The sequence below is a fragment of the Rhodococcus rhodochrous genome, from assembly GCF_900187265.1.
Classification (GTDB): Bacteria; Actinomycetota; Actinomycetes; order Mycobacteriales; family Mycobacteriaceae; genus Rhodococcus; species Rhodococcus rhodochrous.
This window is the reverse complement of sequence record NZ_LT906450.1, coordinates 1,676,757-1,698,838: the sequence shown is the minus strand read 5'-3', so window position 1 is coordinate 1,698,838 and position 22,082 is coordinate 1,676,757. Positions and strand designations below refer to the sequence as shown.

Below are 22,082 nucleotides of genomic sequence, written 5' to 3'. Positions count from 1 at the left end.
CGCGACTCTGTCAATCCGCGCGAGAGGAGCCAAGGACACGCCCGCTCAATGGGAGGTTTCCGGAAGGCTCAGGACCGGACGACGTAGTCCGACGGCAACAGTGCGCTACCCGGCAGCAGATATTCGTCGGCCTCGAGCAGCGTCGTCCACCGGTCGAGGAAGCCGGGGAAGACGTCGAGCGGGGTCGTGTCGACGACCTGCACCCCGGGTTGCAGCAGCGCGACCAGCAATGCCGTCAGCGCGACCCGCACGTCCCCGTCGTGGTCGACCACCCCGGCCGGCTCCCCCAGGCCCGGCGCCACCACGATCGATTCCCCTTCGACGCACACGCCCAGACCGAGCTGCACGAGCAGCGGCGCCCACGCCGCCGCAGTCCCGTCCGATGCCGACAGCGCGCATTCGTCGCCTGCGCGGGTCGCGGCGACGGCGTAGAGCGGCAGCACGTCCATCGGCACGGTCACGTCGAACTGCGGGAGTTCGCCGGCGGTGGAACGGGTCGTCGCGGTCAACCCGTCGGCGGAGGCGACGACATAGGCACCGGTGCGCGCGACGCCCGCCCGCAGTCGGCGCACGGCGTCCGGCTCCAATCCCAGCGGTTCGCGCACCATCACCGTGCCGCCGGTCACGACGCCCGCGAGCAGCAGGGCCGTGACCGCGACCTCCGATGCCACGGCGTCCACGCGGCCGCGCACCGGGATTGCAGCACAGGGAAGTTCGACGGTCACGGGGTTTCCTCCTGGATGGTCGAGAGCACCGGGACGTTGTTGTACCGCTCCTTGACGGTGCGGAAGTGGACCCAGCTCTCGAGTTCGAGAACGGAGCGCAGGGCGCGGACGGTGTCGAGCGACGACACGACATCCTCGAGGCGCGTGGCATGAACGGTACCCAACAGATCGAACCGTCCGATGGTGCTCGCGAGGAAGTTCACACCCGGAAGTTCCTTGATCACCGCCGCCAGATCCGAGATGCGACCGCTCGCACGGATACCGAAACCCACCGCGACCTCCGTCTCGTGCTGACCACCGGTCAGAGCTCCGATGCGGAGCACACCGTCGTCGATCAGGCGTTTCACGCGGATGCGCGCCGTGCCCGGTGACGTTCCGGCGGCCTCGGCCAATTCGGTGTACGACGCGCGCCCGTCGTCCTGCAGCACGCCGAGCAGACGGACGTCGAGAGGGTCGAGGCGTGTGACGGGCACCTTGTCGGGCCGGCCGATGTCGATGATCAGATCGGTATAGACGAGGGTGTTCGTCTCCTGCACGCCGTCGATGCTGCGGATGCGTTCGAGGGACGACGCGAGTCGCGCGGCTCCGGACGTGCGGATCTCGACGATCAGCGGATACGGGCCGCTGGTGAGCGAGACGTAGGGGACGTCGTGCAGTTCTGCGATCCGCGCCGCGACCTGCCGCACCGGTTTGTCGACCGCGACGGAGACGTGCCCGAGCGCGTCGAGTCCGATCGTCGAGGGATGGACGATGCCCACGACGTGGACGCGGCCGCTCTCGAGCAGGGCGTTCAGTCTCTTGGAGACGGTGGGCCGGGACACCCCGAGTTTCTCTGCGAGTTCGTTGCGGCCGATGCGTCCGTCGAGGCGGAGTTCCTCGACGATTCGGGCATCGAGGTCGGACCCGGCAAATGGTACGGGCGTGGTCATGTGATGTTTACAAACGAAATACGGACCAACATCACTTCACTTATCATCAACCACCTCCGGATCCGTAAGCCTACCGGCTACAACTCGGGCAGAAATCGTTTCCGAAAAATCAACGAGTGACGTTGATTGCTTCGTTTTCGGTTTGGTCAGAACATATCCCACTCCATATGCTTCGAACCAACCGAACGAGCACAGACCAGCGCCGATCTCGTTGCTCTACATCCCCCGCACCCTCAGGAGATCGAACGATGAGAAAAGTAGGACTGCTCGCAGCCGGCACCGGCCTCGCCCTGCTCGTCAGTGCATGCGGCGGTGGATCCGGCGGCACCGAGGCCGACGGCGCGGCCCCTGCCGGCCTCGCCCGTGCCGGTGAGGTCACCTTCTGCACCGACCCCGAGTACCCCCCGATGGAGTACTACGCCGAGGGCGACACCAGCACCCCGATCGGATTCACCTCCGACGGCGCCCGCGCTCTCGCCGACCTCTGGGAGGTCGAGGCGAAGTGGCAGATCACCGCATTCGACGGCCTCATGCCCGGCCTGCAGGCCGGTCGCTGCGACATCCTGTGGACCGCGCTCTACATGAGCCCGGAGCGCCTCGAGGTCGCCGACGCTGCCGCCTTCCTCGAAACCGGCCCGGGCCTGCTCGTCCGCAGCGGCGACACCTCGATCACCAGCTCGGAGGATCTGTCGGGCAAGACTGTCGCCGTGCAGGGCGGCGGAAGCAACGAGCTGACCATCCGCGCCCTGTCGGAGGAACTCGAGGCGGCCGGATTGCCCGGCATCACCGTCCAGGCCTACCCCAAGACCGCCGAGACCGTCGCCGCCGTCACCAACGGCAAGGCCGACGCCCTCATCGAGACCGATGTCGCCGTCGTCGAGATGGTGAACAAGTCGGGCGGTGCCCTCACCGCGGTGCCGGACGTCTTCCCCGTCGACACGAAGTTCGGTGTCTTCACCAAGAAGGACTCGCCGCTCAGTCCTGCTGTCGCCGAGGGCATCAGGACGCTCGCCGAGAGCGGAACCCTGCAGGAGATCGCCGTCGAGTACGGTCTCGATCCCGAGCGCGTCGTGACGGATTGACATCATGACCTTCGACTTCGAGATCTTCCTCTCCGCGCTGACCTCCTCGGAGTTCTTCCGTGGAGCCTGGCTGTCGGTCGCGCTCGCGGCGGCGTCGATGCTCTTCGCGACGCTGATCGGCTTCGGCGTCGCCCTGCTGCGCATCAGCGACAACCGCCTCGCCCGCACCGTCGGCGGAGCGTACGTGTGGTTCTTCCGCGCCATCCCGACCCTGCTGGTGCTGCTGATCATCTGGAACGCCGGCCCCCAATTGTTCCCCGCCCTGCGGGAGAACTGGTTCAGTCCCTTCCTCGCGGCGTTCATCGGGTTCGCGGTGGTCGAGGCCGCATACATGGCGGAGATCCTGCGGTCGGCGCTGCTCAGCGTCGACGACGGCCAGCGCCTCGCAGCCCGCGCCATCGGCCTGCCCCCGCACAAGGTGATGCTGAAGGTCGTGCTGCCGCAGGCCGTCAAGGTCGCGCTGCCGCCGACGGGCAACGAGTTCATCGCGATGCTCAAGTACACCTCGCTCGCGTCGGTCATCTCCCTGCGTGAGCTGCTCACCACGGCGCAGGTCGGGGTGTCGAACACCTTCCGCTACGCCGAGTACTACAGCGCCGCACTCGTCTACTACCTCGTCATCGTCACCGCGCTGATGGGTGTGCAGACGCTGATCGAGCGCCGCTACCGCTGGGTCTCGTCCGGGGTCACCACCGCCCCGACGGCCGGCACGACGAAGGAGACGGTGACAGTATGACCAGCACCGCACTGCTCGAAACGATCGGTCTGCGGAAGACCTACGGCAGCAACGAGATCCTCAAGGGCGTCGACTTCTCCATCGAAGCCGGGCAGGTCAAGGCCGTGCTCGGGCCCTCCGGTTCCGGCAAGTCCACCATCCTGCGCCTGATGTCGCTGCTCGAACCCGCCGACGCCGGGTCGATCCTGCTCCACGGCAAGGAGATCGGTGTCGAGTCCGGACGGGACGGGCGATCGATCCCGCTCCCCGAGCGCAAGCTCGCCCGCGAACGCACGAACATCGGCATGGTCTTCCAGAAGTTCAACCTGTTCGCGCATCTCGACGTGCTCCACAACGTCACGCTCGGACTCACCGAGGTGCACGGCGTTGCGAAGGGCGAGGCCGTGCACCGGGCCGAGCGGATGCTCGAACGGGTGGGCATGTCGCAGCGCATGCGGCACTACCCGTCGGAGTTGTCGGGTGGCCAGCAGCAGCGCGTCGCGATCGCCCGGGCCCTGGTCCTCGATCCGGCCGTGATGTTGTTCGACGAACCCACCTCGGCTCTCGACCCCGAGCTCGTCAACGAGGTCCTGTCCGTCATGGAAGACCTCGCCCAGCAGGGCATGACGATGATCGTGGTCACCCACGAGACCCGGTTCGCCCGTCGCGTCGCCGACGAGGTCGCCCTGTTCGACAGCGGCGTCATTGTCGAACAGGCTCCGCCCGAGCAGTTCTTCACCGCTCCGGAGCACGAGCGCACCCGCGAATTCCTCTCCCACATCCACTGATTTCCCACATCCACTGTCACGACCCAGACGGAGCACCTCATGGCATCCCCGATCGCGGTCTACACCGATCTCGACGACCTCGACCCCAGCGAGGGCATCGCCCTGCTGGAGGCCGAAGGCTTCGAGGTCCGTGTGCTCGAGACCCGCGACCCCGACAAGATCGCCGCCGCCGCGGCGGACGCGTCCGCGCTGCTCGTCGGCTATGCTCCCGTCGACGCCGAGCTGCTCGACCGTCTCCCCCGCCTGGGCATCGTCTCGATGCTCTCGCGCGGCTACGACTCCGTCGACGTCGACGCGGCCACCGTCCGCGACGTCTGGGTGGCGACGGTCGGGGATGTCGCCTCCACCGAGGTCGCCACCCACACCTGGGCCCTGACCCTCGCCGCGGTGCGCCGCCTCGACTTCTTCGCCCTGTCGGGACGTCGCGGCTGGCTCGACCGCCCCACCTACGCACCCCGTCGCCTCGCCGACACGACCCTCGGGCTCGTCGGTCTCGGCCGCATCGGCAGCGAGGTCGCGGCGCTCGCGGCCGGTTCCGTCGGCACGATCCTCGGCTACGACCGCGCCGGACGCGACCTGCCGGCCGGTGTCACCCCCGCATCGCTGGCCGAGGTGGTCACCCGGTCCGACGTCGTGTCCATCCATCTGCCCCTCGACGGTTCCACCGAGAAGCTCTTCGACGCCGACCTGCTCGCGACGATGCGGCCCGGCTCGTGGCTGATCAACGTCTCGCGCGGCGGCATCGTCGACTCCGACGCCCTCGCCGACGCGCTCGACTCCGGTCACCTGGCCGGCGCCGCCCTCGACGTGCTCGACGTCGAACCCCCGCTGCCCGGCGACCGGCTCGCCGAACACCCCAACGTCCTGCTGACCCCGCACGTGGCGTACCTGTCCGACCGCACGGCCCGCGAGTACGTCCGCATGCAGGCCGCCAACGTCGTCGAATGGTACCGCACCGGCGCGCCGTCGCATTCCGTCACGAACCCGCACGAGGTGATCGCATGAGCATCCGACTCGAGATGTTCCAGTCCCTGTGGGCCATGGAGGATCTGCCGTGGCGCGGCACCCCGTGGACCCTCCCCGAGCAGCTCGACCGTCTCGCCGAGGCGAACTTCGACGGGATCGCCGTCGATCTCGGTGCCCGCGGCAGGCCCGAGGCCGACGTCCTCGCACCGCTGCTCCGCGAGCGCGACCTGCAGTCGGCGGTCTTCGCCTTCCTCCGCGACGACACCGACCTCGACGCAGCACTGCGCTACGCCGACACCATCGGCGCCGACCGGATGGTCGTGTGCGGGTGCGTCTTCGACCCCGACGACGCGGTCGTCGTCGACACCGTGCACCGCTGGCACCGCACCGCCGAGGCCGCGGGGGTCGCGATGCAGCTCGAGACGCACCGCAACACCCTCACCGACGACATGCGCCGCACCACGCGGCTGCTGCAGGACATCGACCCTGCCGTGAACCTGGCCATCGACCTGTCGCACTACGTGGCCGGCAGTGAGATCCCGGTGACTCCCACCCCGGAGATCGACGGGCACATCGAGGCCCTGTTCGCCCGCGCCGAGTCCGTCCAGGGCCGGGTCGCGACCCGCTGCCAGGTGCAGATCCCGCTCGGCTTCCCGCAGCACCGCGAGTGGGAGGAGCTGTTCACCGGCTGGTGGACCCGCGCATTCACCGCGATCCTCGAACGCCGCGCCCGCGACGACAGCGACGAGCCGGTCATGTTCTGCACCGAACTCGGCACCACCCCCTACGCCATCACCGACCGCGACGGCGTCGAACTGTCCGACCGGTGGGCCGACGCCCTCACCCTGCGCGACCGGGCCGTCGCCTGCTTCACCGAGGCCACCACTCGTACTTCCACCCTCACGACCACAGGAGCGTCACGATGAGCACCCTGCAGTTCCCCCTGCCGGAGCGGACCACCACCTCGACCGGCAACGTCGTGATCGACGGACCGCTGTCCGACCTGCCCACCGGTCGTGCCCTCGTCCCCGCCCGCGCCTACACGGGCACCGAGGAGTTCGACCAGGAGCAGAAGAGCATCTTCTCGTCGGGCTGGGTGTGGGCCGGCTACGCGCACTGGGTCGCCGAGCCGGGCGCGGTGCATCCCGTCACGATCGGCGGCAAACCGCTGCTGCTCGTGCACGGCGAGGACGGGCAGATCCGCGTCTTCCACAACTCGTGCCGGCACCGGGGCATGGCGCTGACCGAGGAACCGGTCGTGGTGCAGGGACGCATCCAGTGCGCCTACCACTGCTGGTCGTTCAAACTCGACGGAACCCTCGCGGCGGCACCGTATTACACCCGTGAGCGTCGCTCCAAGCTCGACCCGGAGGTCGCGAAGCGGTTGAGCCTGCTGCTGGTCGCGAGCCATACCTGGGCCGGCATGATCTTCATCGACCTGTCGGCGACCGAAACCGACCCGCAGGCGTGCGCCGACAGCTTCACCGAGCATCTCCGGCCGTTGCTGAGCCGCTGGTCGCACATCGACTTCACCCGCCTGCACCTGGCCGGGGAGCGCAGGTTCGAGGTCGACGCGAACTGGAAGCTGGTCGTGGAGAACTTCCTCGACTTCTACCACCTGCCGTTCGTGCACCCGCAGGTCGGACCGGTCACCGCGTCCCTCGACGTCGACGACGTCGCGCTTCACCCCGATGTCATCGGTGGCAGCTACCCGCGTGGCGCGGCGGGCAAGGCCGAGAAGACCGCGAAGACGCTGCCGTGGCTCGGCGACGTCCCGGAGGACCGGCTCGAACGCCAGGACATCTTCTGCCTCTTCCCGAACGCGCTGGTGTTCCTCGAGGCCGACTGGTTCCAGGTCATCGGCTACCACCCCGAGGCGCCCGACCGCACCGTCGAGCACATGGCGATCTTCGTCGACTCCTCCGCTGCCGGTGACGAATTCGCCGAGACCCGCTCGCAGCTGTGCGAGGTGCTGTGGCACGTCAACGAACAGGACATGCCGATGCTGCACCGCCTGCAGATCGGCCGCAACTCCCCCGGTTCCGACTCGACGAACCTCGTCTCGCACTGGGATCAGATCACCGCGCTGTTCCAGGACCGCGTCGCAACGAAGGCAGGCTACCGATGACCGCACTGCTCGAGAGCACGACCGACCGCGCACCCCGCACCCGCTCGGTGCGCGTCACCGGGATCACCTGGGAGGCCGAAGGAATCCTGTCGGTGACCCTCGCCGATCCGTCCGGTGACCCGATGCCGGCGTGGGAGCCCGGTGCTCACATCGACATGGAACTGTCGCAGGGTCTCACCCGCCAGTACTCGCTGTGCGGCGACCCGGCCGACCTGCGCAGCTGGACGGTCGCGGTACGGCTCGCCGCCGACTCGCGCGGCGGTTCGGCCCACGTGCACTCCACGCTGCGACCCGGCGACATCCTGCGCGTGCAGGGTCCACGGCAGCACTTCCCGCTCGAGGACGCCCCGGCCTACGTCTTCGTCGCCGGCGGCATCGGCATCACGCCGCTGCTGCCGATGATCGAGGCCACCGCCGCGCGCGGCGCGAATGTGACAGTGCACTACGCGTATTCGGCTCACGCTCCGGCGCGGTTCGTCGAACGTCTAGCCACGACCGGTGTGCCCGTGCACCTGCACCCCTCCGCCGAGGGTGAGCGTCTCGACCTGGCGGCGCTGTGCGCGGGTCTCGGCGCGGGGACGCTCGTGTACTCGTGCGGCCCGGAACGCATGCTCACCGAGCTGACGGAACTCCTTCCGGCCGAAGCGTTGCGCATCGAGTCGTTCTCCCCCGCCCCCGCGGAACCCGCGGCGGCACCCGCCGGCGAGTCGTCCGCGTGCTCGGTGCAACTCGGCGCCGATGGTCCGGTCGTGGAGGTCGCGGAGGACGAATCCGTCCTCGACGCCCTGGAGCGTTCCGGTGCGGATGTCATGTGGTCGTGCCGCGAAGGCACGTGCGGCAGCTGCGAGGTCGTGGTGCTGTCCGGCGAGATCGACCACCGCGACAACATCCTCGACGACACCGAGCGGGCCGAGGGGAAGTGCTTCTTCCCGTGTGTGTCCCGGCCGATCTCGAGGGCGGTGATCGAGCTGTGACCGACACCGTCGTCTCCGAGGAACTGCGGCTGCGCCGCGAACTGGCCGCCGTGTACCGGCTGGTCGCGCACTTCGGGATGACCGACCTGATCTTCACGCACATCTCGCTGCGGCTGCCCGGGCCCGAACCGCGGTTCCTCATCAACCCCTACGGATTGCTGTTCGAGGAGATCACCGCGTCGAATCTCGTGGTGGTCGATCCGCACGGCATGCCCGTCGGTGACACCGGTGCACTGGTCAATCCGGCCGGTTTCGTCATCCACGGCGCGATCCATGCGGCCCGCCCCGACGCGCACTGCGTCCTGCACACCCATACCCGGGCGGGCTGCGCGGTCGCGGCGACCACTCACGGTCTGCTGCCCGTCAACCAGATGTCGATGGAGTTCTACGACCGCGTCGCCTACCACGACTACGAGGGTGTCGCGCTGAGCCTCGACGAGCAGACCCGCCTCGTCGCCGACCTCGGCGACCATCCCGTCATGATCCTCCGCAACCACGGTCTGCTCACCGTGGGCAGCACCCCGGCCCAGGCCTTCCTGCGCATGTTCTATCTGAACTGGGCCTGCGAGATCCAGGTCACGGCCGCCGCGACCGGACCTCTCGTGCTTCCCCCGCCGGAGGTGTGTGAACGCAGCGCCCGCCAGTTCACCGGCACCGAGACCAACGACGACTTCGTCGATCCGGGCGCCGACCTCGCGTGGGCCGCGATGCTGCGCCTGCTCGACCGCATCGCGCCCGATTACACCGACTGATTCCTCCCATAGAAGAAGGACTGCTTCCCATGACTCCCATCGGACCCGTCGACGCCTCGCAGATCCCCCGCTACAACGGGCCCGGCACCTTCGCGCGACTGCCTCGCCTCGACGAGGTCACCAGCACCGACGTCGCCATCGTCGGTGTTCCCTTCGACACCGGCGTGAGCTACCGGCCCGGTGCGCGTCTCGGCCCGGCCCACGTGCGCGCCTCGTCGAAGCTGCTCCGCCCCTACAACCCGGCACTGGACGTCTCCCCGTTCGCGGAGATGCAGGTCTCCGACGCCGGCGACATCGCGTGCAACCCGTTCGATATCGACGAGGCCGTCTCCGACATCGAGCGCGGCGCCGACGCCCTCACCGGTGACGGCACGCGCCTGCTCACCATCGGCGGCGACCACACGATCGCCCTGCCGCTGCTGCGCTCGGTCGCGCGTCGCCACGGCCCCGTCGCCGTCGTGCACTTCGACGCGCACCTCGACACCTGGGATACCTATTTCGGTGCGTCGATCACCCACGGCACGCCGTTCCGCCGCGCATCGGAGGAGGGCCTGATCGACAAGGAGGCCAGCATGCACGTCGGTACCCGCGGCCCCCTCTACAGCGACAAGGACCTGTCCGACGACAAGATGCTGGGCTTCTCCGCCGTCACCTCGCCGGAGATCGAGATCGACGGTGTCGCCGCGGCCATCGAGCGGATGCTCGCCCGCATCGGCGACCGCCCGGTCTACGTCTCCGTCGACATCGACGTCCTCGACCCCGCGCACGCCCCGGGCACCGGCACTCCCGAGGCCGGCGGCCTGACGAGCCGCGAGCTGCTGCGCATGCTCCGTGCGTTCGCCGGCACCAATCTGGTCGGTGCCGACATCGTGGAGGTCTCCCCGTCCTACGACCACGCCGAGATCACCGGCATCGCGGCCGCGCACGTCGGCTACGAACTGCTGTCCGCCATGGCCCTGCCGAAGGCTTGACCGCCCTGCCGAAAGCTGATCCCCTCCCCCTCCTGCTGTACCGAAAGGCCCGTCGATGCCCGAGATCGAATACCGCGTCCCCCAGCAACGCCGGCTCGTCACCGAGCTACCCGGCCCGCGCTCGGCCGCGCTCACCGAGCGTCGCCGCAATGCCGTCGGCGCGGGTGTCGCGTCGTCCGTGCCCGTCTACGCGGCCGACGTCGACGGCGGCATCGTCCTCGACGTCGACGGCAACGCCCTCATCGACCTCGGCTCCGGCATCGCGGTCACGTCCGTCGGCGCGTCGGATCCGGTGGTGGTGAAGGCGATCCAGGATCAGGCCGCGCACTTCACACACACCTGCTTCATGGTCACCCCCTACGAGGGTTACATCGCCGTGGCCGAGAAGCTCGCCGAGCTCACCCCAGGTGACCACGCCAAGCGCACGGTGCTGTTCAACAGCGGCGCCGAGGCCGTGGAGAACGCCGTCAAGATCGCACGGGTCGCGACCGGCCGCCGCACCGTGGTCGTCTTCGACCACGCCTACCACGGCCGCACCAACCTCACGATGGCGATGACGGCGAAGAACAAGCCGTACAAGGACGGTTTCGGTCCGTTCGCCGCGGACGTCCACCGCGTCCCGGCGTCCTATCCCTTCCGCGAAGGCCTCGCCCACGACGGCACCCCGATCAGCGGTGCGCAGGCCGCGCAGCGGGCGATCGACCAGATCGACAAGCAGGTCGGTGCGCACAACGTCGCGGCGATCGTCATCGAACCGATCCAGGGGGAGGGTGGCTTCATCGTCCCCGCCGAGGGGTTCCTGCCCGCGCTGGTCGACTGGGCGAACGCCAACGGCATCGTCTTCGTCGCCGACGAGGTGCAGACCGGCCTGGCCCGCACCGGCTCGTGGTTCGCGAGCGACGCCGAGGGCATCGTCCCCGACCTGGTGACCATCGCCAAGGGTGTCGCCGGCGGGATGCCGCTGGCGGCGGTGACCGGTCGGGCCGACCTCATCGACGCCGTCCACGGCGGCGGTCTCGGCGGCACCTACGGCGGGAACCCTGTCGCGTGTGCCGCGGCGCTGGCGACCCTGGACCGCATGGCCGAGCTGGACCTGTGCGGGCGGGCCCGGCAGATCGAACAGATCGCGGTGCCGCGACTGCAGGCCCTGGCCGACGAGGTGGAGGTGATCGGGGAGGTCCGTGGGCGCGGGGCGATGCTCGCGGTCGAACTCGTGCATCCCGGTACCCGCGATCCGAACCCGGAGGCCGCCGCGGCGATCGCGGCCCGGGCGCTCGCCGAGGGCGTCATCCTGCTCACCTGCGGCACCTACGGCAACGTCATCCGTCTACTGCCACCGCTGGTGATCTCCGACGACCTGCTCGTCGACGGTCTCGACGTCCTCGCCGACGCCGTGCGCGCCACCGCCGGTGTTCTCGTGGGAGCGGCACAGTGACCGCCCTGATGTGGTTGGGCGGCACGCTCACCGAGTCCTTCACCGGCGCGACCTTCCCCGTCGAAGATCCCGCGACCGGCAAGCTCCTTGCCGAGGTCGCCGACGCCTCCCCCGCCGACGGCGCGCGCGCCCTCGACCTGGCCGTCGCCGCCCAGGAGTCGTGGGCGGCGACCCCGCCGCGGGAACGCGGCGAGATCCTCCGCAAGGCGTTCGACCTCGTGATGGACCGCGCCGACGAGTTCGCCCGCACGATCACCTCGGAGATGGGCAAGACCCTCGCCGAAGCGCACGGCGAAGTGACGTACGGGGCCGAGTTCCTCCGCTGGAACGCCGAGGAGGCCGTGCGGATCGGGGGGCGTACGACGACGTCGCCCGCCGGCACGGGCCGCATCCTCGTCACCAAGGAGCCGGTGGGCCCGGTGCTCGCGGTGACGCCGTGGAACTTCCCGTTGGCCATGGCGACCCGCAAGATCGGCCCGGCCCTGGCGGCGGGCTGCACGATTCTCGTCAAACCGGCAGCCGAGACTCCACTGACGATGCTGCTGCTCGGGCAGGTCTTCGCCGAGGCAGGTCTGCCCGACGGCGTGCTGTCGATCCTGCCCACCTCCGACGCCGCGCCTCTGACCGAACCGCTCCTGGCCGATCCGCGCCTGCGGAAGATCACCTTCACCGGCTCCACCGGTGTCGGCAAGTTGCTGGTCCGGCAGTCCGCCGACCACTTGCTGCGCACCTCCATGGAACTCGGCGGCAACGCGCCGTTCGTGGTGTTCGACGACGCCGATCTCGACGCCGCGGTCGACGGCGCGATGGCCGCGAAGATGCGCAACGGCGGTGAGGCGTGCACCGCCGCGAACCGCTTCTACGTCGCCGAATCGGTGGCGGCGGAGTTCACCGCGAAGTTGGTCGCGCGGATGGAGTCGGTGACGGTCGGGCACGGTCTCGACGAGGGCACCGATCTCGGTCCGCTCATCACCTCGAAGCAGCGCGCCCGGGTGCACGAGTTGGTGGTCGACGCGGTGGAGCGCGGCGCCCGCCTGCTCACCGGTGGCGTCGTCCCCGACGGTCCGGGCACCTTCTATCCGCCCACCGTCCTCGATCGGGTGCCCGCCGACGCGCGGGTGCTGCGGGAGGAGATCTTCGGTCCCGTCGTCGCCCTCACCACCTTCACGTCGGAGGACGAGGCCGTCGCCGCGGCGAACGACACCGAGTACGGGCTGGCCGCCTACTTCTACACCCGCGACCTCGGCCGGACGATGCATGTCGCGTCGGCATTGAAGGCCGGGATGGTGGGCGTCAACCGTGGCGTCATCTCCGACGTCGCCGCGCCCTTCGGCGGCATCAAGGAGTCTGGTTTCGGACGCGAGGGGGGCACGGAAGGGATCGAGGAGTACCTCGAGACCAAGTACGTCGCCCTGTAGCCGATTTCGGTGGGTTGAACCCCGCTGAGCGGTGTCTAACCCACCGAGATCGGGCGGGTGTTCCAGCTGTCCTCGACCACCCGCGGCTTGCATGCCTGATAGGCGCCGGTCACCAACACCGCGACGGCGACCGTCATGAAGGCGAACGAGGCCGTCCAGCCCGAGGTGAGGTCGTGGAAGACTCCGAACAGCAGCGGGCCCAGGCACGCCACGGTGTAGCCGACGCCCTGGGTGAATCCCGAGAGAGCGGCGGATCCGGCGTGGCTGCGGGAGCGCAGGTTGATCAGGGTCAGGGCCATCGGGAACGTGCTCGGCCCGAGTCCGAGCAGCACGATCCACAGGATCGGAACGCTCATCGGCGCGATCCACAGGCCGGCGAAGGCGACGAGGAAGCACGACGCGCACGCGACGACTACGGGGAACGGATTCGTCATCCGCGCGCACAGCGACGGAGCGCCGAACGCGGAGACCAGTCCGAGCAGGGCGAACAAGCCCAACATCGCGCCGCCGAAGGCGGGGCTGGCTCCGGCGTCGGCGAGGATGTCCGGGATCCACGTGAACATCGAATAGGTGACGAGGGACGTCATGCCGAACATGCCGGCCATCCCCCAGCCCACCGGCGACCGCCACACCCTGCCGTCGGCGTTCCGGTCGACGGGAGCCACTTCCCCGGCATCGGCGTTCCGATGACGCAGCAGCACCCACACCCACGGAACGGCCGCAGCGAATCCGACGAGCGCCCACACCCCGAGCGAGACGCGCCAGCCGAAGGCGTCGGCGAGAGGAACCGCGACGAAAGCGGGCACGATGGTGCTCAGTTGCACGCCGACGATGTATACCGAGCTGACGAGTGCCAGCGTGTCGGAGAAGTAGCGCTTGACCAGAGGAGGGATGACGACGTTGCCGATGCCCATCCCGCCCAGCGCGAGACCCGACAGGAGCAGCAGCGACCACGTGTCGGTCATGAGCGCGCGGGTCGCGATGCCCACGCCGGCCATGAGCATCGCGATCAGCGCGGTGCGTTCGAGTCCCCATCGTCGGCCGAGCGCCGGGGTGGCGAGTCCGAAGGCCGCGAACATCGCGGTCGGGATCATGCCGAAGACACCGACGACCGTGGACGAGAAGCCGATCTCCTCGCTGATCTGCGCGGCGAGCGGGCTGAACGAGGTGACCGCAAGTCTCAGCACGAGGGCCGACATCGCGATCGCACAGAACACCAGCAGACGACCACGAAGAAGACTCACGCCGAAAATCATAGGATGATGGGATGACTTTGGGAAAACCTGTTCAGCGGACGAACCTGATCGAGCAGGTCACCGAGCAACTGCGCAGTGAGATCTGCAGCGGACGCTGGAAGGTCGGCGAGAAGATCCCCACCGAACCGCAGCTGTGCGAGTTCACCGGCACCGGACGCAACACCGTCCGCGAGGCCGTGCAGGCCCTCGTCCACACGGGCATGCTCGAACGCCGGCAGGGCTCGGGCACCTATGTCATCGCGACCTCCGACGTCACCGGCACCCTCGGCAAATACTTCGCCACCGCTCACGAACGCGACGTCCTCGAACTGCGACAGGCACTCGACGTCACTGCCGCCGTCCTGGCCGCGCAACGACGCACCCCCGACGACGTGGCCCGTCTCGAGCAGTTGCTCACCGAACGCAACCGGCTGTTCGCCGGATCCGGCACCGACGCCGCGGTGGCCGCCGACGTCGCCCTGCACCGCGGCATCGTCGAAGCAAGCCACAACGCGGTGTACCTCGAGTTCTACGACTCGCTGCTCCCGTCGATCCGGCGGACCATCGACCGGCACGTCCGCGTCACCGGTCTCGGCTTCGAACCCGAACACACCGCTCTGGTGGATGCCGTGATCGCCGGCGATGAGGACGCCACCGTCGACGCGGCGCGGGCACTGTTCGCGGAACTCACCGACTGAGGCCGCCGCTCATCGGACCCCGGCCGAGCGCAGGGCGTCCGCGAGGGTGTACGCCTCCGGAGAGCTCAGGAGAAGTTCGTCGAACTCGACGCCCGGGCCACCCAGCGCGACACGCAGCACCGGATGACCTCGCTTCATGGCGACCAGGCGCTTGATGCCGCGCGGGTGCCGGAAGGTGCCCACCTTCAAGAAGCCGGAGATCACCATGCCCGATCTGATGCCGAGGATCTCGGACGTCCATCCCGGAAGGACCTCCACGCCGGTGATCGCCGAGATCGGCACCTCCATCGCGGATCGGCGGACCATGAAGGCTTCCCACCGAGAGAAGGACAGGTGGAGGGTTGCGTTGTCGTATGTCGTTTCGGCCATGACGTCGGACCTTCCGTCGACGGTAAACTGACTACAGCACTGAGAACATTATCACGGTGATAACAATGATGGGTAGGTACCGATGGCGAAGACGTCCCCGATCGCGGAAGTCGTGCTGCATCCGGTTCGACTGCGGATCGTGCAGCAACTCGGAGGACGGCAGCTGACCACGAGCGAACTCCGGTCGGCACTACCCGACGTCACCCAGGCCACGCTCTACCGCCACGTCGCAGCGTTGATCGACGCCGAGATCGTCACCGTCGTCGACGAACGTCGCGTGCGTGGAACCGTCGAACGCACCCTTGCGCTCGGCGACCGCATGGCGCACGTCGGCCACGACGACCTCGCCGCCATGAGCGACGCCGAGCTGCGCAATGCCTTCGTCACCTTCCTGGGCGCGCTCGGTGAAAGCTTCGACAGATTCATCGAGGACGACGATCGAAGCCTGCGGGACTATCTGGGCTTCGGGACCACCCCGCTCTACGTCACCACCGACGATCTCGCGGAGATCCAGAACAGGCTCGCCGACATCCTTGCCCCCTATCGCACGGATACCGACGACGACCGGATGCGGATCACGCTGATGACCGCGGTGATACCGGTTTCGTCCGGCGCTGCCTCCGAAGAGGAGAAGCGCTCAGAGGAATAGACCTCAGCGGAACTCGTCGACATGCGCGTCGGCCCACTGCGCAAAGGTCGTCGCGGGCCGGCCGAGCACGTCCGCGACCGCCGTCGTCGGCAGTTGCGGGTTGCCGACGAGTTCGGCGCGACCGTCGAGGTACCAGCCGGCGTACTCCCCCATCGCGTCGGCGAGCACCGCTTCGGCCTCCTCGCGCGGGACTTCGACGAACGGCACGTCGCAGCCGAGAGCGCGTCCGATCTCGTGGACGATCTGCGGGTGGGTCAGCGACTCCGGTCCGGTCAGGTCGTACGTCCGGCCCGCATGCGAGTCGTCGAGCAGTGCCCGGGCCGCCACCGCGGCGATGTCCTCGAGCGCGATCGGAGCGTTCGCCGCCGTGGGGTAAGCACCGAGGACCCGGCCGGTCGTGCGGATCTGCTCCGCGAAAATGGTCGCGTTCGCCATGAACTCCCCCGGTTCGAGATGTGTGCACGGCAGACCCGACGCTTCGACGTCGGCCTCGATGCCGTGCCACTCCGTCCCGGGTCCTCCGGTGAGGGTGACGAACCGTTGCACACCCGCATCCCGGGCGAGTGCCGCAACCTCTCGCGCTACAGCTGGAACGGGAGCAAGATAGACAGTGTCGATGCCGTCGAAGACGCCGTCGAGGGATTGTGGTCTGCCCACATACCCTTTCACCACCTCCACGCCCTCGGGTAGCGCTGCCCGCGCGGGGTCCACGGTCAGTGCGCGAAGACCCGGGGCTCCCGCCCGCACCAGTTCGTCCACTACGAGTCTGCCGACGTTTCCTGTCGCCCCCGTTACGAGAATCGTCATTTCTCCAGGCTAGGACTGGAACCGATTCGTAGACGCCGGGTTGCTCGCTTCCATTGCAGGACAAAGGAACCGCTCAGACCATCGAGTGCGGACGGCCGCGCGTCCCCGAACCGAGGTCACAGCCCGGTCGCCCCCCGAACGCTGTGCGGGCCACGAAAATATCATTCCGGCAAACACCGCTCTGCAGGTTATTCGACAGCGGTAACTTTGGGGCACCCCATTCCCCTAACGCCTCTGCACCACATCATCGGAAACAACCCTGCTGGACTCTTTCGGAGGCCGACGTGCGCGGATTCGGTATCGATCTCGGAACAGCCAACACCGTCGTCGGAACCCCCGACGAGGGCATAGTCCTCAACGAACCGTCGCTGATGATGGTTCGGACGAAGGAACCGCGCCGCGCGCTCGCGATCGGCAAGGAGGCGAGCGACCTCGTCGACCGCACACCCGGCGGGATCACCCCCGTCCACCCGATACGCGACGGGGTGATCGTCGATCTCGAAACGGCACGGACATTCGTCACGGCAGTGCTCGCCCAGCTCGCGCCGCGCCGCCGCTACGGCATCCGGCCCGTGGGCGTCATCGCGGCTCCCGCCGGGGCCACGCCGCTCGAGCGTCGTGCGCTGCTCGAGGTCGGACACGAGGCCGGTCTGCGGAAGGTCGGGTTGATTCCCGAACCGGTCGCCGGGGCCATCGGGTGTGGGATCGACCCGCTCGAGCCCCGGACCCATCTCGTCGTCGACATCGGCGGTGGCACTTCGGAAGTCACCGCTCTCTGCTACGGCGGTGTCCTGTCGCACCGCAGTTGCCGCATCGCCGGGGACGACCTGACGAGCGCGATCCTCCGGTACCTGCGCGCTGAACACCAGATCATCGTCGGTGAACTCACCGCCGAGCGCGCCAAGGTGGGTGCGCCCGAGACCGCCGACGAACGGTCGCTCGTGGTGGAAGGTCGCGACGCCGCGACCGGCCGCGCGCGTCTGGTGACGCTCGAGACCGAGGAGATCATGGATGCCGTGCGGCCCACCACGACGAGCATCGTGCAGACGCTGTCGAGCTGCCTCGACGACCTGCCGCCGCGCGCGATCAGCGACGTGATGTCCGAAGGCATCCTGGCGATCGGCGGAGGATCGATGCTGCGCGGCGTGCCGCAACTGCTCGAGGAAGCCTTCGGCCTGCCGGTCAAGACCGCCGAGCGGCCGCTCACCTGCGTCGCCGAAGGCGCGACCTCCTGTATCGAACACGCCGACGTGATCGCCGCCTACGCCGCCTGACCTGTCAGGGATTCGGCCTCCGGATCTGCGCGAGGTAGCGCTCCAGCAGACCCTTGACGACCGGTCCCGAAGTGGCAGATCCGAAACCGCCGCCGCGCACCAGCGCCGTCACCACGACCTCCGGCGACTCGGCGGGCACGACCGCGGAGAACCAGGCGTTGAGTCCCTTGCCCGGTGCCGAGGGATCCTCTGCCGTGCCGGTCTTGGCGGCGGCAGTGACCGGCAGGCTCGCGAGCTGACCGGCGGTGCCGGCCGAGGCCGACGCCCGCATGCCCGCGCGCACCGGTTCGAGCTTGTCCGCGAACGACAACGGCCGAGGTTGCTCGGTAGGAATCGGGACCGCGTCGCCGGGTCCGTAGGCGGCAGCGAGCTTCGGCGTCACCATCTGCCCCGACGCGATCCCCGCCGTCCACCGCGCGACCTGGATCGGGGTCGCCGTGACGGTGCCCTGACCGATACCCATGAGCAGGGTCGAGCCCGGATACCAGGCACCGCCGATGTTCTCGACGTTCTCCGGAGTGCCGACGAAACCTGAGGATTCGGCGGGCAGGTCGATCCCCGAGGGAGCACCCGCGCCGAGTTCGGCGGCGGTCTGTGCGATGCGGTGGGGACCGAGGAGGTCGGCGAGTTGGTAGAAGTAGACGTTGTCGGACCACTGGATCGCCCCGAGCAGGTTGTTCGGGCCCATCGGCTGCCAATTGGCGAAGGTATGACCGCCGTAGGTGTACGCCGCGCCGCCTGCCAGGAAGGCATCCGGTGACAGTACGTCGAACGCTGCGTTCGCCGACGCCGTCACGATCTTGAACGTCGATCCGGGTGGTGCCGCCGTCTGCACCGCGTGGTTGAGCATGCGGCCCGGACCCGATGCCGCGGTCTGCGCCGCGATCGCGGCCAGGTCGGCCGGGGGTCCGTAGACGTTGTTGTCGTAGCCGGGGACGCTGGCCAGCGCCAACACCGCGCCGGTGCGGGCGTCCATCACGACCGCCGCGCCGAGGTCGCCTCCGCTGGTGCGCACCGTCTGGGCGAGCGCGTCGGTCGCGGCCCGCTGCATGCCGACATCGAGATGCAACCGCAGGTCGTGGCCGCGGATCGGATCCACCCGCTCCCCCGTGCCTACCGGGCGCCCGGACGGATCGACGTACACGCACTGCCTACCGTCGACGCCGCGCAGCAACGCGTCGTACTGGCGCTCGAGCCCGGCCTTGCCGACCCGTGAACCGAGCGCGAGTGTCGGCCAGAGCTCCATGTCCTGCTCGTCCGCGATCCCGACGTACCCGAGGAGCGACGCCAGCGTCTCTCCGTGCGGGTACTGCCTGCGCCCCGTCGGGTAGACGAGCACCCAGGGCAGCTGAGCGTCCACGATCGCCCGGGCCTGTTCGGGCCCGACGCGTCCGAGCACGACCTGGATGTCCCCGCCGGTACTGCTCCGCAGTTCCTCGTCGAGCTTCTCGGGGGGCATGCCGAGCAGGGCGGCGAGTTCGTAGCGCGCCGACGGGACGCCCTCGGCGAACATCCGGGCGACCACCGCGACGGTGTACTCGGCGACATTGGTCGCGACGGGAACGCCGGTCCGGTCGAGGATGTGGCCGCGTTCGGCGGGCAGGCGGATGCAGCGCAGCATCTGCGTGTCGCTCGTCGCGCGGAACTCGGTGCCGTGCTCGGTCTGCATCTGCCACGCGAACACCGACATGGCGGCGAGCGAGGCCGTCAGCGTCAGCGCACCCACCGACACTCCTCGCGGCAGACGCCGCTTCTTGGGGTCGGTCACCCACAGCGGCCGGGTCACCCCGTCGCGGCGCACTGCGAGCACCAACCCGATCGAGACGAACCCGATGATCGAGGCGGTGCCCCCGTAGCTGAAGATCGGGATCGGCATGCCGGTGTGCGGCAACAGCGACAGGCTCTGGGCCACCGACACCACGGTATGCAGCCCGAACACACCGCCGATGCCCGCTGCGACGAGTGCCGCCTCCCGAGTGCGTGCGACGCGGGCGGCGACCACGGAACGCCACACGATGATCACGACGGCCGCCACGACGGCGATGCCGGCCACCAGGCCCCACCCGTACACGAGACTCGCGAAGGCCAGGTCGTGTTCCGACTCGGGGAGATATTGCGCCCGCAGATCGTAGTCCGGTTCGCGCCCGAGACCCCACCACCCCGCACTGCCGATCGCGATGTCCGCTTGCCACGCCGCCCAACCCGATCCCTGCGGGTCGGCGTCGTTCGACAGGAAGACGTGGATCCGCTCGAGCTGATACGGACGCAGGAACAACACGGCCATCGGCAGCGACGCGAGCCCGAGCGCGAACAGCGGGAACAGCGACCGCAATGGGACTCTCGCCAGGATCAGCATGAGCAGCACGGTCGCCACGAGCACCACGGCGGTCGACAGGTCCGGTTGCAACGCCACCAATGCGATCGGCACCGACGACACGATCAGGACCCCGACGAATCTGCCGAGCGTGTACCCGCCGGCCAGTATCGCGGCGGGCACCATGACCAGGGCGAGCTTGGCGATCTCGGAGGGCTGCAGGGTGAACACACCCAGGTCCAGCCAGCGCTGGGCGCCCTTGGTCGCGATGCCGATCAACGGCACGGCTGCGAGCAGGACCACCGAGGCGGTGAACAACACCCAACCGAATCGGCTCAGGGCGGCGATCCTCATGCGGGAGGTCGCCCACATCGCGCCGAGTCCCACGGCGGCGATCACGGCGTGACGTACGGCGAGCGACGACATGCCCGTCGAGATCATGTTGAGCATGCCGAGTGCGACCAGTGCGACGGCCGCCGTGACGAGCCAGGGATCGGATGGGTGCCTATCCGCCGTCACGAGAGCCCCCGGGCACGCAGGCGGCATTCTCGGCGGGAACGTACAACGGCTCGGACGCGGCCGCTGCGGGGACGGTGGTGACCGCGGCGACGGCGAGTGCCGACCCGGGTGGCAGGTCGACGCTTCCGATGCCGTAGGCCTCGGGGCCTCCCGGTGGCACCGGCAGGGTGATCGCCCCGCCCGGCAGTGTCACGCCCGTACATCGGTCGTAGACGGTCAGATTCCACGTGACCGCACCGATATTCGCCGCAGGGTCGAGCCCGACGTCGACGCGGACGGTGCACGATCGTCCCGGCTCGCACGGACCGTTCGCGAAGCTCGCGGCGACCTGCGTGATCGGTCCGGCGTTCGCGGGAAGACCGGTGTCGACGGGACCCGGCACGCCCGCCTCCGGTGCCGCTTCGGGCACCGGTGGCGGTGGTGAGACCGGATCGATCCGGTCGTCCATCGACGAGTCCACCGGGTCGAGAAGGGTGTGCCAGCCCCGATTCAGTTCCGACCACGCTGCGGGAGCTACCCACGCCAGCCCGACGAGCGCGATGATCGCGACCAGCGCGATGACCGTCCGGCGTCGCGGCAGCCGTCGCTTCTTGCGATGCCACACCGTCCCGGCCGGCGGGCGACGTCGATTCGGGACGAAGGTCCTCTCTTCCGTCACGCGCGGCACGTCTGCCCGTTCCACCGTACCGTCCACCGGACGAGCATGTCCCTTCACCACCGCGACGAGCGCGGCGATCTGCGATCGTTTCCTTCCTACCTCGGTTTCGTCGAATTCGGTTGCGGCAGCATAACGAACGCGTCTCGCCAGGCCGACGAGATCCGACGACTCGGCGATCGCCGCGTTCACCCTCTCCTCGAGCGCTTCGTTGCGGCAGTTCGTCACGATTCGGCGAAGAAGTCCGGCCGTCGTGTCGCGCACCTCGTCCCAGGAGCCCGCGTTCTTGACGCAGTCGATGGTGAGCTGACCATCCTCGGACACCATCACGGCGTCACCTCGGAGGCGGATCGGATGGTGGCCCCGGGTGTGCGCGAGTTCGAGTTGATCGACCGTATCGGTGACGAGCAGCGCGGCCTGCGCAGGCGTCAAAGTCGCTACGGCAAGCAGTCTTCCGAGTTCTACGCCGCCCCCTGCGTCGTCGTCCGTCCGTGTGGGCGGGACGGATCGAACCTCGACGGGCTCGTAGTCTCTCGCATGGATTCCCAAGACTGCTTCGATCATCGCGCATCCCGAAAACGCCAGGCCTCCCGCAAGTGTCAGCCAGACCGGAGCGGGCGGGTGAATTGACCTTGAATTGCCTTTCCCACTTGACGACTCGTTACCGAAATCCATTGTG

General features: G+C 68.7%; 21 protein-coding genes. 14 read left to right on the top strand and 7 right to left on the bottom strand.

The features are described from left to right. Window positions 1-68: 68 nt before the first annotated feature. Together CKW34_RS07745 and CKW34_RS07740 are read right to left on the bottom strand one after the other, a co-directional pair. Entirely contained in the window at window positions 69-725 is a 657-nt protein-coding gene (locus CKW34_RS07745; protein ID WP_059383622.1) for a hypothetical protein, read from the bottom strand. After that, a complete protein-coding gene (locus tag CKW34_RS07740) occupies window positions 722-1,654 on the bottom strand; it encodes an Lrp/AsnC family transcriptional regulator (protein ID WP_059383621.1) in 933 nt (310 codons plus the stop codon). The genes CKW34_RS07745 and CKW34_RS07740 overlap by 4 nt, the downstream gene beginning before the upstream one ends. 248 nt (window positions 1,655-1,902) lie before the next feature. Here CKW34_RS07740 and CKW34_RS07735 point away from each other — a divergent pair, with 248 nt between their 5' ends. The 11 genes from CKW34_RS07735 to CKW34_RS07685 are packed head-to-tail and all read left to right on the top strand — an operon-like array spanning window position 1,903 to window position 12,883. Then, window positions 1,903-2,736, top strand: coding sequence for a transporter substrate-binding domain-containing protein (locus CKW34_RS07735; RefSeq protein WP_059383620.1), 834 nt, complete (start codon window positions 1,903-1,905; stop codon window positions 2,734-2,736). 4 nt (window positions 2,737-2,740) lie between these two features. Then, window positions 2,741-3,472 carry an amino acid ABC transporter permease gene (locus tag CKW34_RS07730; protein ID WP_059383619.1) on the top strand — a complete coding sequence of 244 codons (732 nt, stop codon included), beginning with the start codon at window positions 2,741-2,743 and terminating at the stop codon, window positions 3,470-3,472. Further along, window positions 3,469-4,239 (top strand): amino acid ABC transporter ATP-binding protein, encoded by a 771-nt coding sequence (locus CKW34_RS07725; RefSeq protein ID WP_059383618.1) that lies wholly within the window; start codon window positions 3,469-3,471, stop codon window positions 4,237-4,239. The genes CKW34_RS07730 and CKW34_RS07725 overlap by 4 nt, the downstream gene beginning before the upstream one ends. Window positions 4,240-4,278: 39 nt before the next feature. Beyond that, on the top strand, window positions 4,279-5,244 hold the full coding sequence (locus CKW34_RS07720) for a C-terminal binding protein (protein WP_059383617.1): 966 nt from the start codon (window positions 4,279-4,281) through the stop codon (window positions 5,242-5,244). Next, window positions 5,241-6,131 (top strand): sugar phosphate isomerase/epimerase family protein, encoded by an 891-nt coding sequence (locus CKW34_RS07715; RefSeq protein ID WP_059383616.1) that lies wholly within the window; start codon window positions 5,241-5,243, stop codon window positions 6,129-6,131. Before CKW34_RS07720 ends, CKW34_RS07715 begins: the two co-directional genes overlap by 4 nt. Further along, window positions 6,128-7,333, top strand: coding sequence for an aromatic ring-hydroxylating oxygenase subunit alpha (locus CKW34_RS07710; protein WP_059383615.1), 1,206 nt, complete (start codon window positions 6,128-6,130; stop codon window positions 7,331-7,333). Before CKW34_RS07715 ends, CKW34_RS07710 begins: the two co-directional genes overlap by 4 nt. Next, window positions 7,330-8,307, top strand: coding sequence for a PDR/VanB family oxidoreductase (locus tag CKW34_RS07705; RefSeq protein WP_059383614.1), 978 nt, complete (start codon window positions 7,330-7,332; stop codon window positions 8,305-8,307). Before CKW34_RS07710 ends, CKW34_RS07705 begins: the two co-directional genes overlap by 4 nt. Then, window positions 8,304-9,059, top strand: a complete 756-nt coding sequence (locus CKW34_RS07700; RefSeq protein ID WP_059383613.1) for a class II aldolase/adducin family protein — start codon at window positions 8,304-8,306, stop codon at window positions 9,057-9,059. Before CKW34_RS07705 ends, CKW34_RS07700 begins: the two co-directional genes overlap by 4 nt. Before the next feature lie 29 nt (window positions 9,060-9,088). Next, complete coding sequence (gene speB / locus CKW34_RS07695; RefSeq protein ID WP_059383612.1) at window positions 9,089-10,030, top strand: agmatinase; 942 nt, start codon at window positions 9,089-9,091, stop codon at window positions 10,028-10,030. A gap of 55 nt (window positions 10,031-10,085) precedes the next feature. Next, window positions 10,086-11,465 (top strand): 4-aminobutyrate--2-oxoglutarate transaminase, encoded by a 1,380-nt coding sequence (gene gabT, locus CKW34_RS07690; protein WP_059383611.1) that lies wholly within the window; start codon window positions 10,086-10,088, stop codon window positions 11,463-11,465. 8 nt (window positions 11,466-11,473) lie between these two features. Beyond that, complete coding sequence (locus CKW34_RS07685) at window positions 11,474-12,883, top strand: NAD-dependent succinate-semialdehyde dehydrogenase (RefSeq protein ID WP_059383715.1); 1,410 nt, start codon at window positions 11,474-11,476, stop codon at window positions 12,881-12,883. Between the two features lie 35 nt (window positions 12,884-12,918). Here the strand turns inward: CKW34_RS07685 and CKW34_RS07680 are convergent, their stop codons facing one another. Next, window positions 12,919-14,139, bottom strand: coding sequence for an MFS transporter (locus tag CKW34_RS07680; protein ID WP_059383610.1), 1,221 nt, complete (start codon window positions 14,137-14,139; stop codon window positions 12,919-12,921). Window positions 14,140-14,150: 11 nt separating this feature from the next. On the opposite strand from CKW34_RS07680, the gene CKW34_RS07675 reads away from it, so the two are divergent. After that, window positions 14,151-14,816, top strand: coding sequence for a FadR/GntR family transcriptional regulator (locus CKW34_RS07675; protein ID WP_059383609.1), 666 nt, complete (start codon window positions 14,151-14,153; stop codon window positions 14,814-14,816). A 9-nt stretch (window positions 14,817-14,825) separates the two neighbouring features. Here CKW34_RS07675 and CKW34_RS07670 read toward each other — a convergent pair whose 3' ends face one another. Next, on the bottom strand, window positions 14,826-15,185 hold the full coding sequence (locus tag CKW34_RS07670; protein WP_059383608.1) for a hypothetical protein: 360 nt from the start codon (window positions 15,183-15,185) through the stop codon (window positions 14,826-14,828). Between the two features lie 82 nt (window positions 15,186-15,267). On the opposite strand from CKW34_RS07670, the gene CKW34_RS07665 reads away from it, so the two are divergent. Continuing rightward, window positions 15,268-15,834: a helix-turn-helix domain-containing protein gene (locus tag CKW34_RS07665; RefSeq protein WP_059383607.1), complete on the top strand. Its 567-nt coding sequence runs from the start codon at window positions 15,268-15,270 to the stop codon at window positions 15,832-15,834. Between the two features lie 3 nt (window positions 15,835-15,837). Here the strand turns inward: CKW34_RS07665 and CKW34_RS07660 are convergent, their stop codons facing one another. Then, window positions 15,838-16,641, bottom strand: coding sequence for an NmrA family NAD(P)-binding protein (locus tag CKW34_RS07660; protein ID WP_059383606.1), 804 nt, complete (start codon window positions 16,639-16,641; stop codon window positions 15,838-15,840). A 284-nt stretch (window positions 16,642-16,925) separates the two neighbouring features. Here CKW34_RS07660 and mreB point away from each other — a divergent pair, with 284 nt between their 5' ends. Next, window positions 16,926-17,915: a rod shape-determining protein gene (mreB, locus tag CKW34_RS07655; RefSeq protein WP_059383605.1), complete on the top strand. Its 990-nt coding sequence runs from the start codon at window positions 16,926-16,928 to the stop codon at window positions 17,913-17,915. 4 nt (window positions 17,916-17,919) lie between these two features. Here the strand turns inward: mreB and CKW34_RS07650 are convergent, their stop codons facing one another. Further along, complete coding sequence (locus CKW34_RS07650) at window positions 17,920-20,748, bottom strand: FtsW/RodA/SpoVE family cell cycle protein (protein ID WP_059383604.1); 2,829 nt, start codon at window positions 20,746-20,748, stop codon at window positions 17,920-17,922. Further along, a complete protein-coding gene (locus CKW34_RS07645) occupies window positions 20,735-21,835 on the bottom strand; it encodes a hypothetical protein (RefSeq protein WP_059383603.1) in 1,101 nt (366 codons plus the stop codon). The genes CKW34_RS07650 and CKW34_RS07645 overlap by 14 nt, the downstream gene beginning before the upstream one ends. Window positions 21,836-22,082 lie beyond the last annotated feature (247 nt).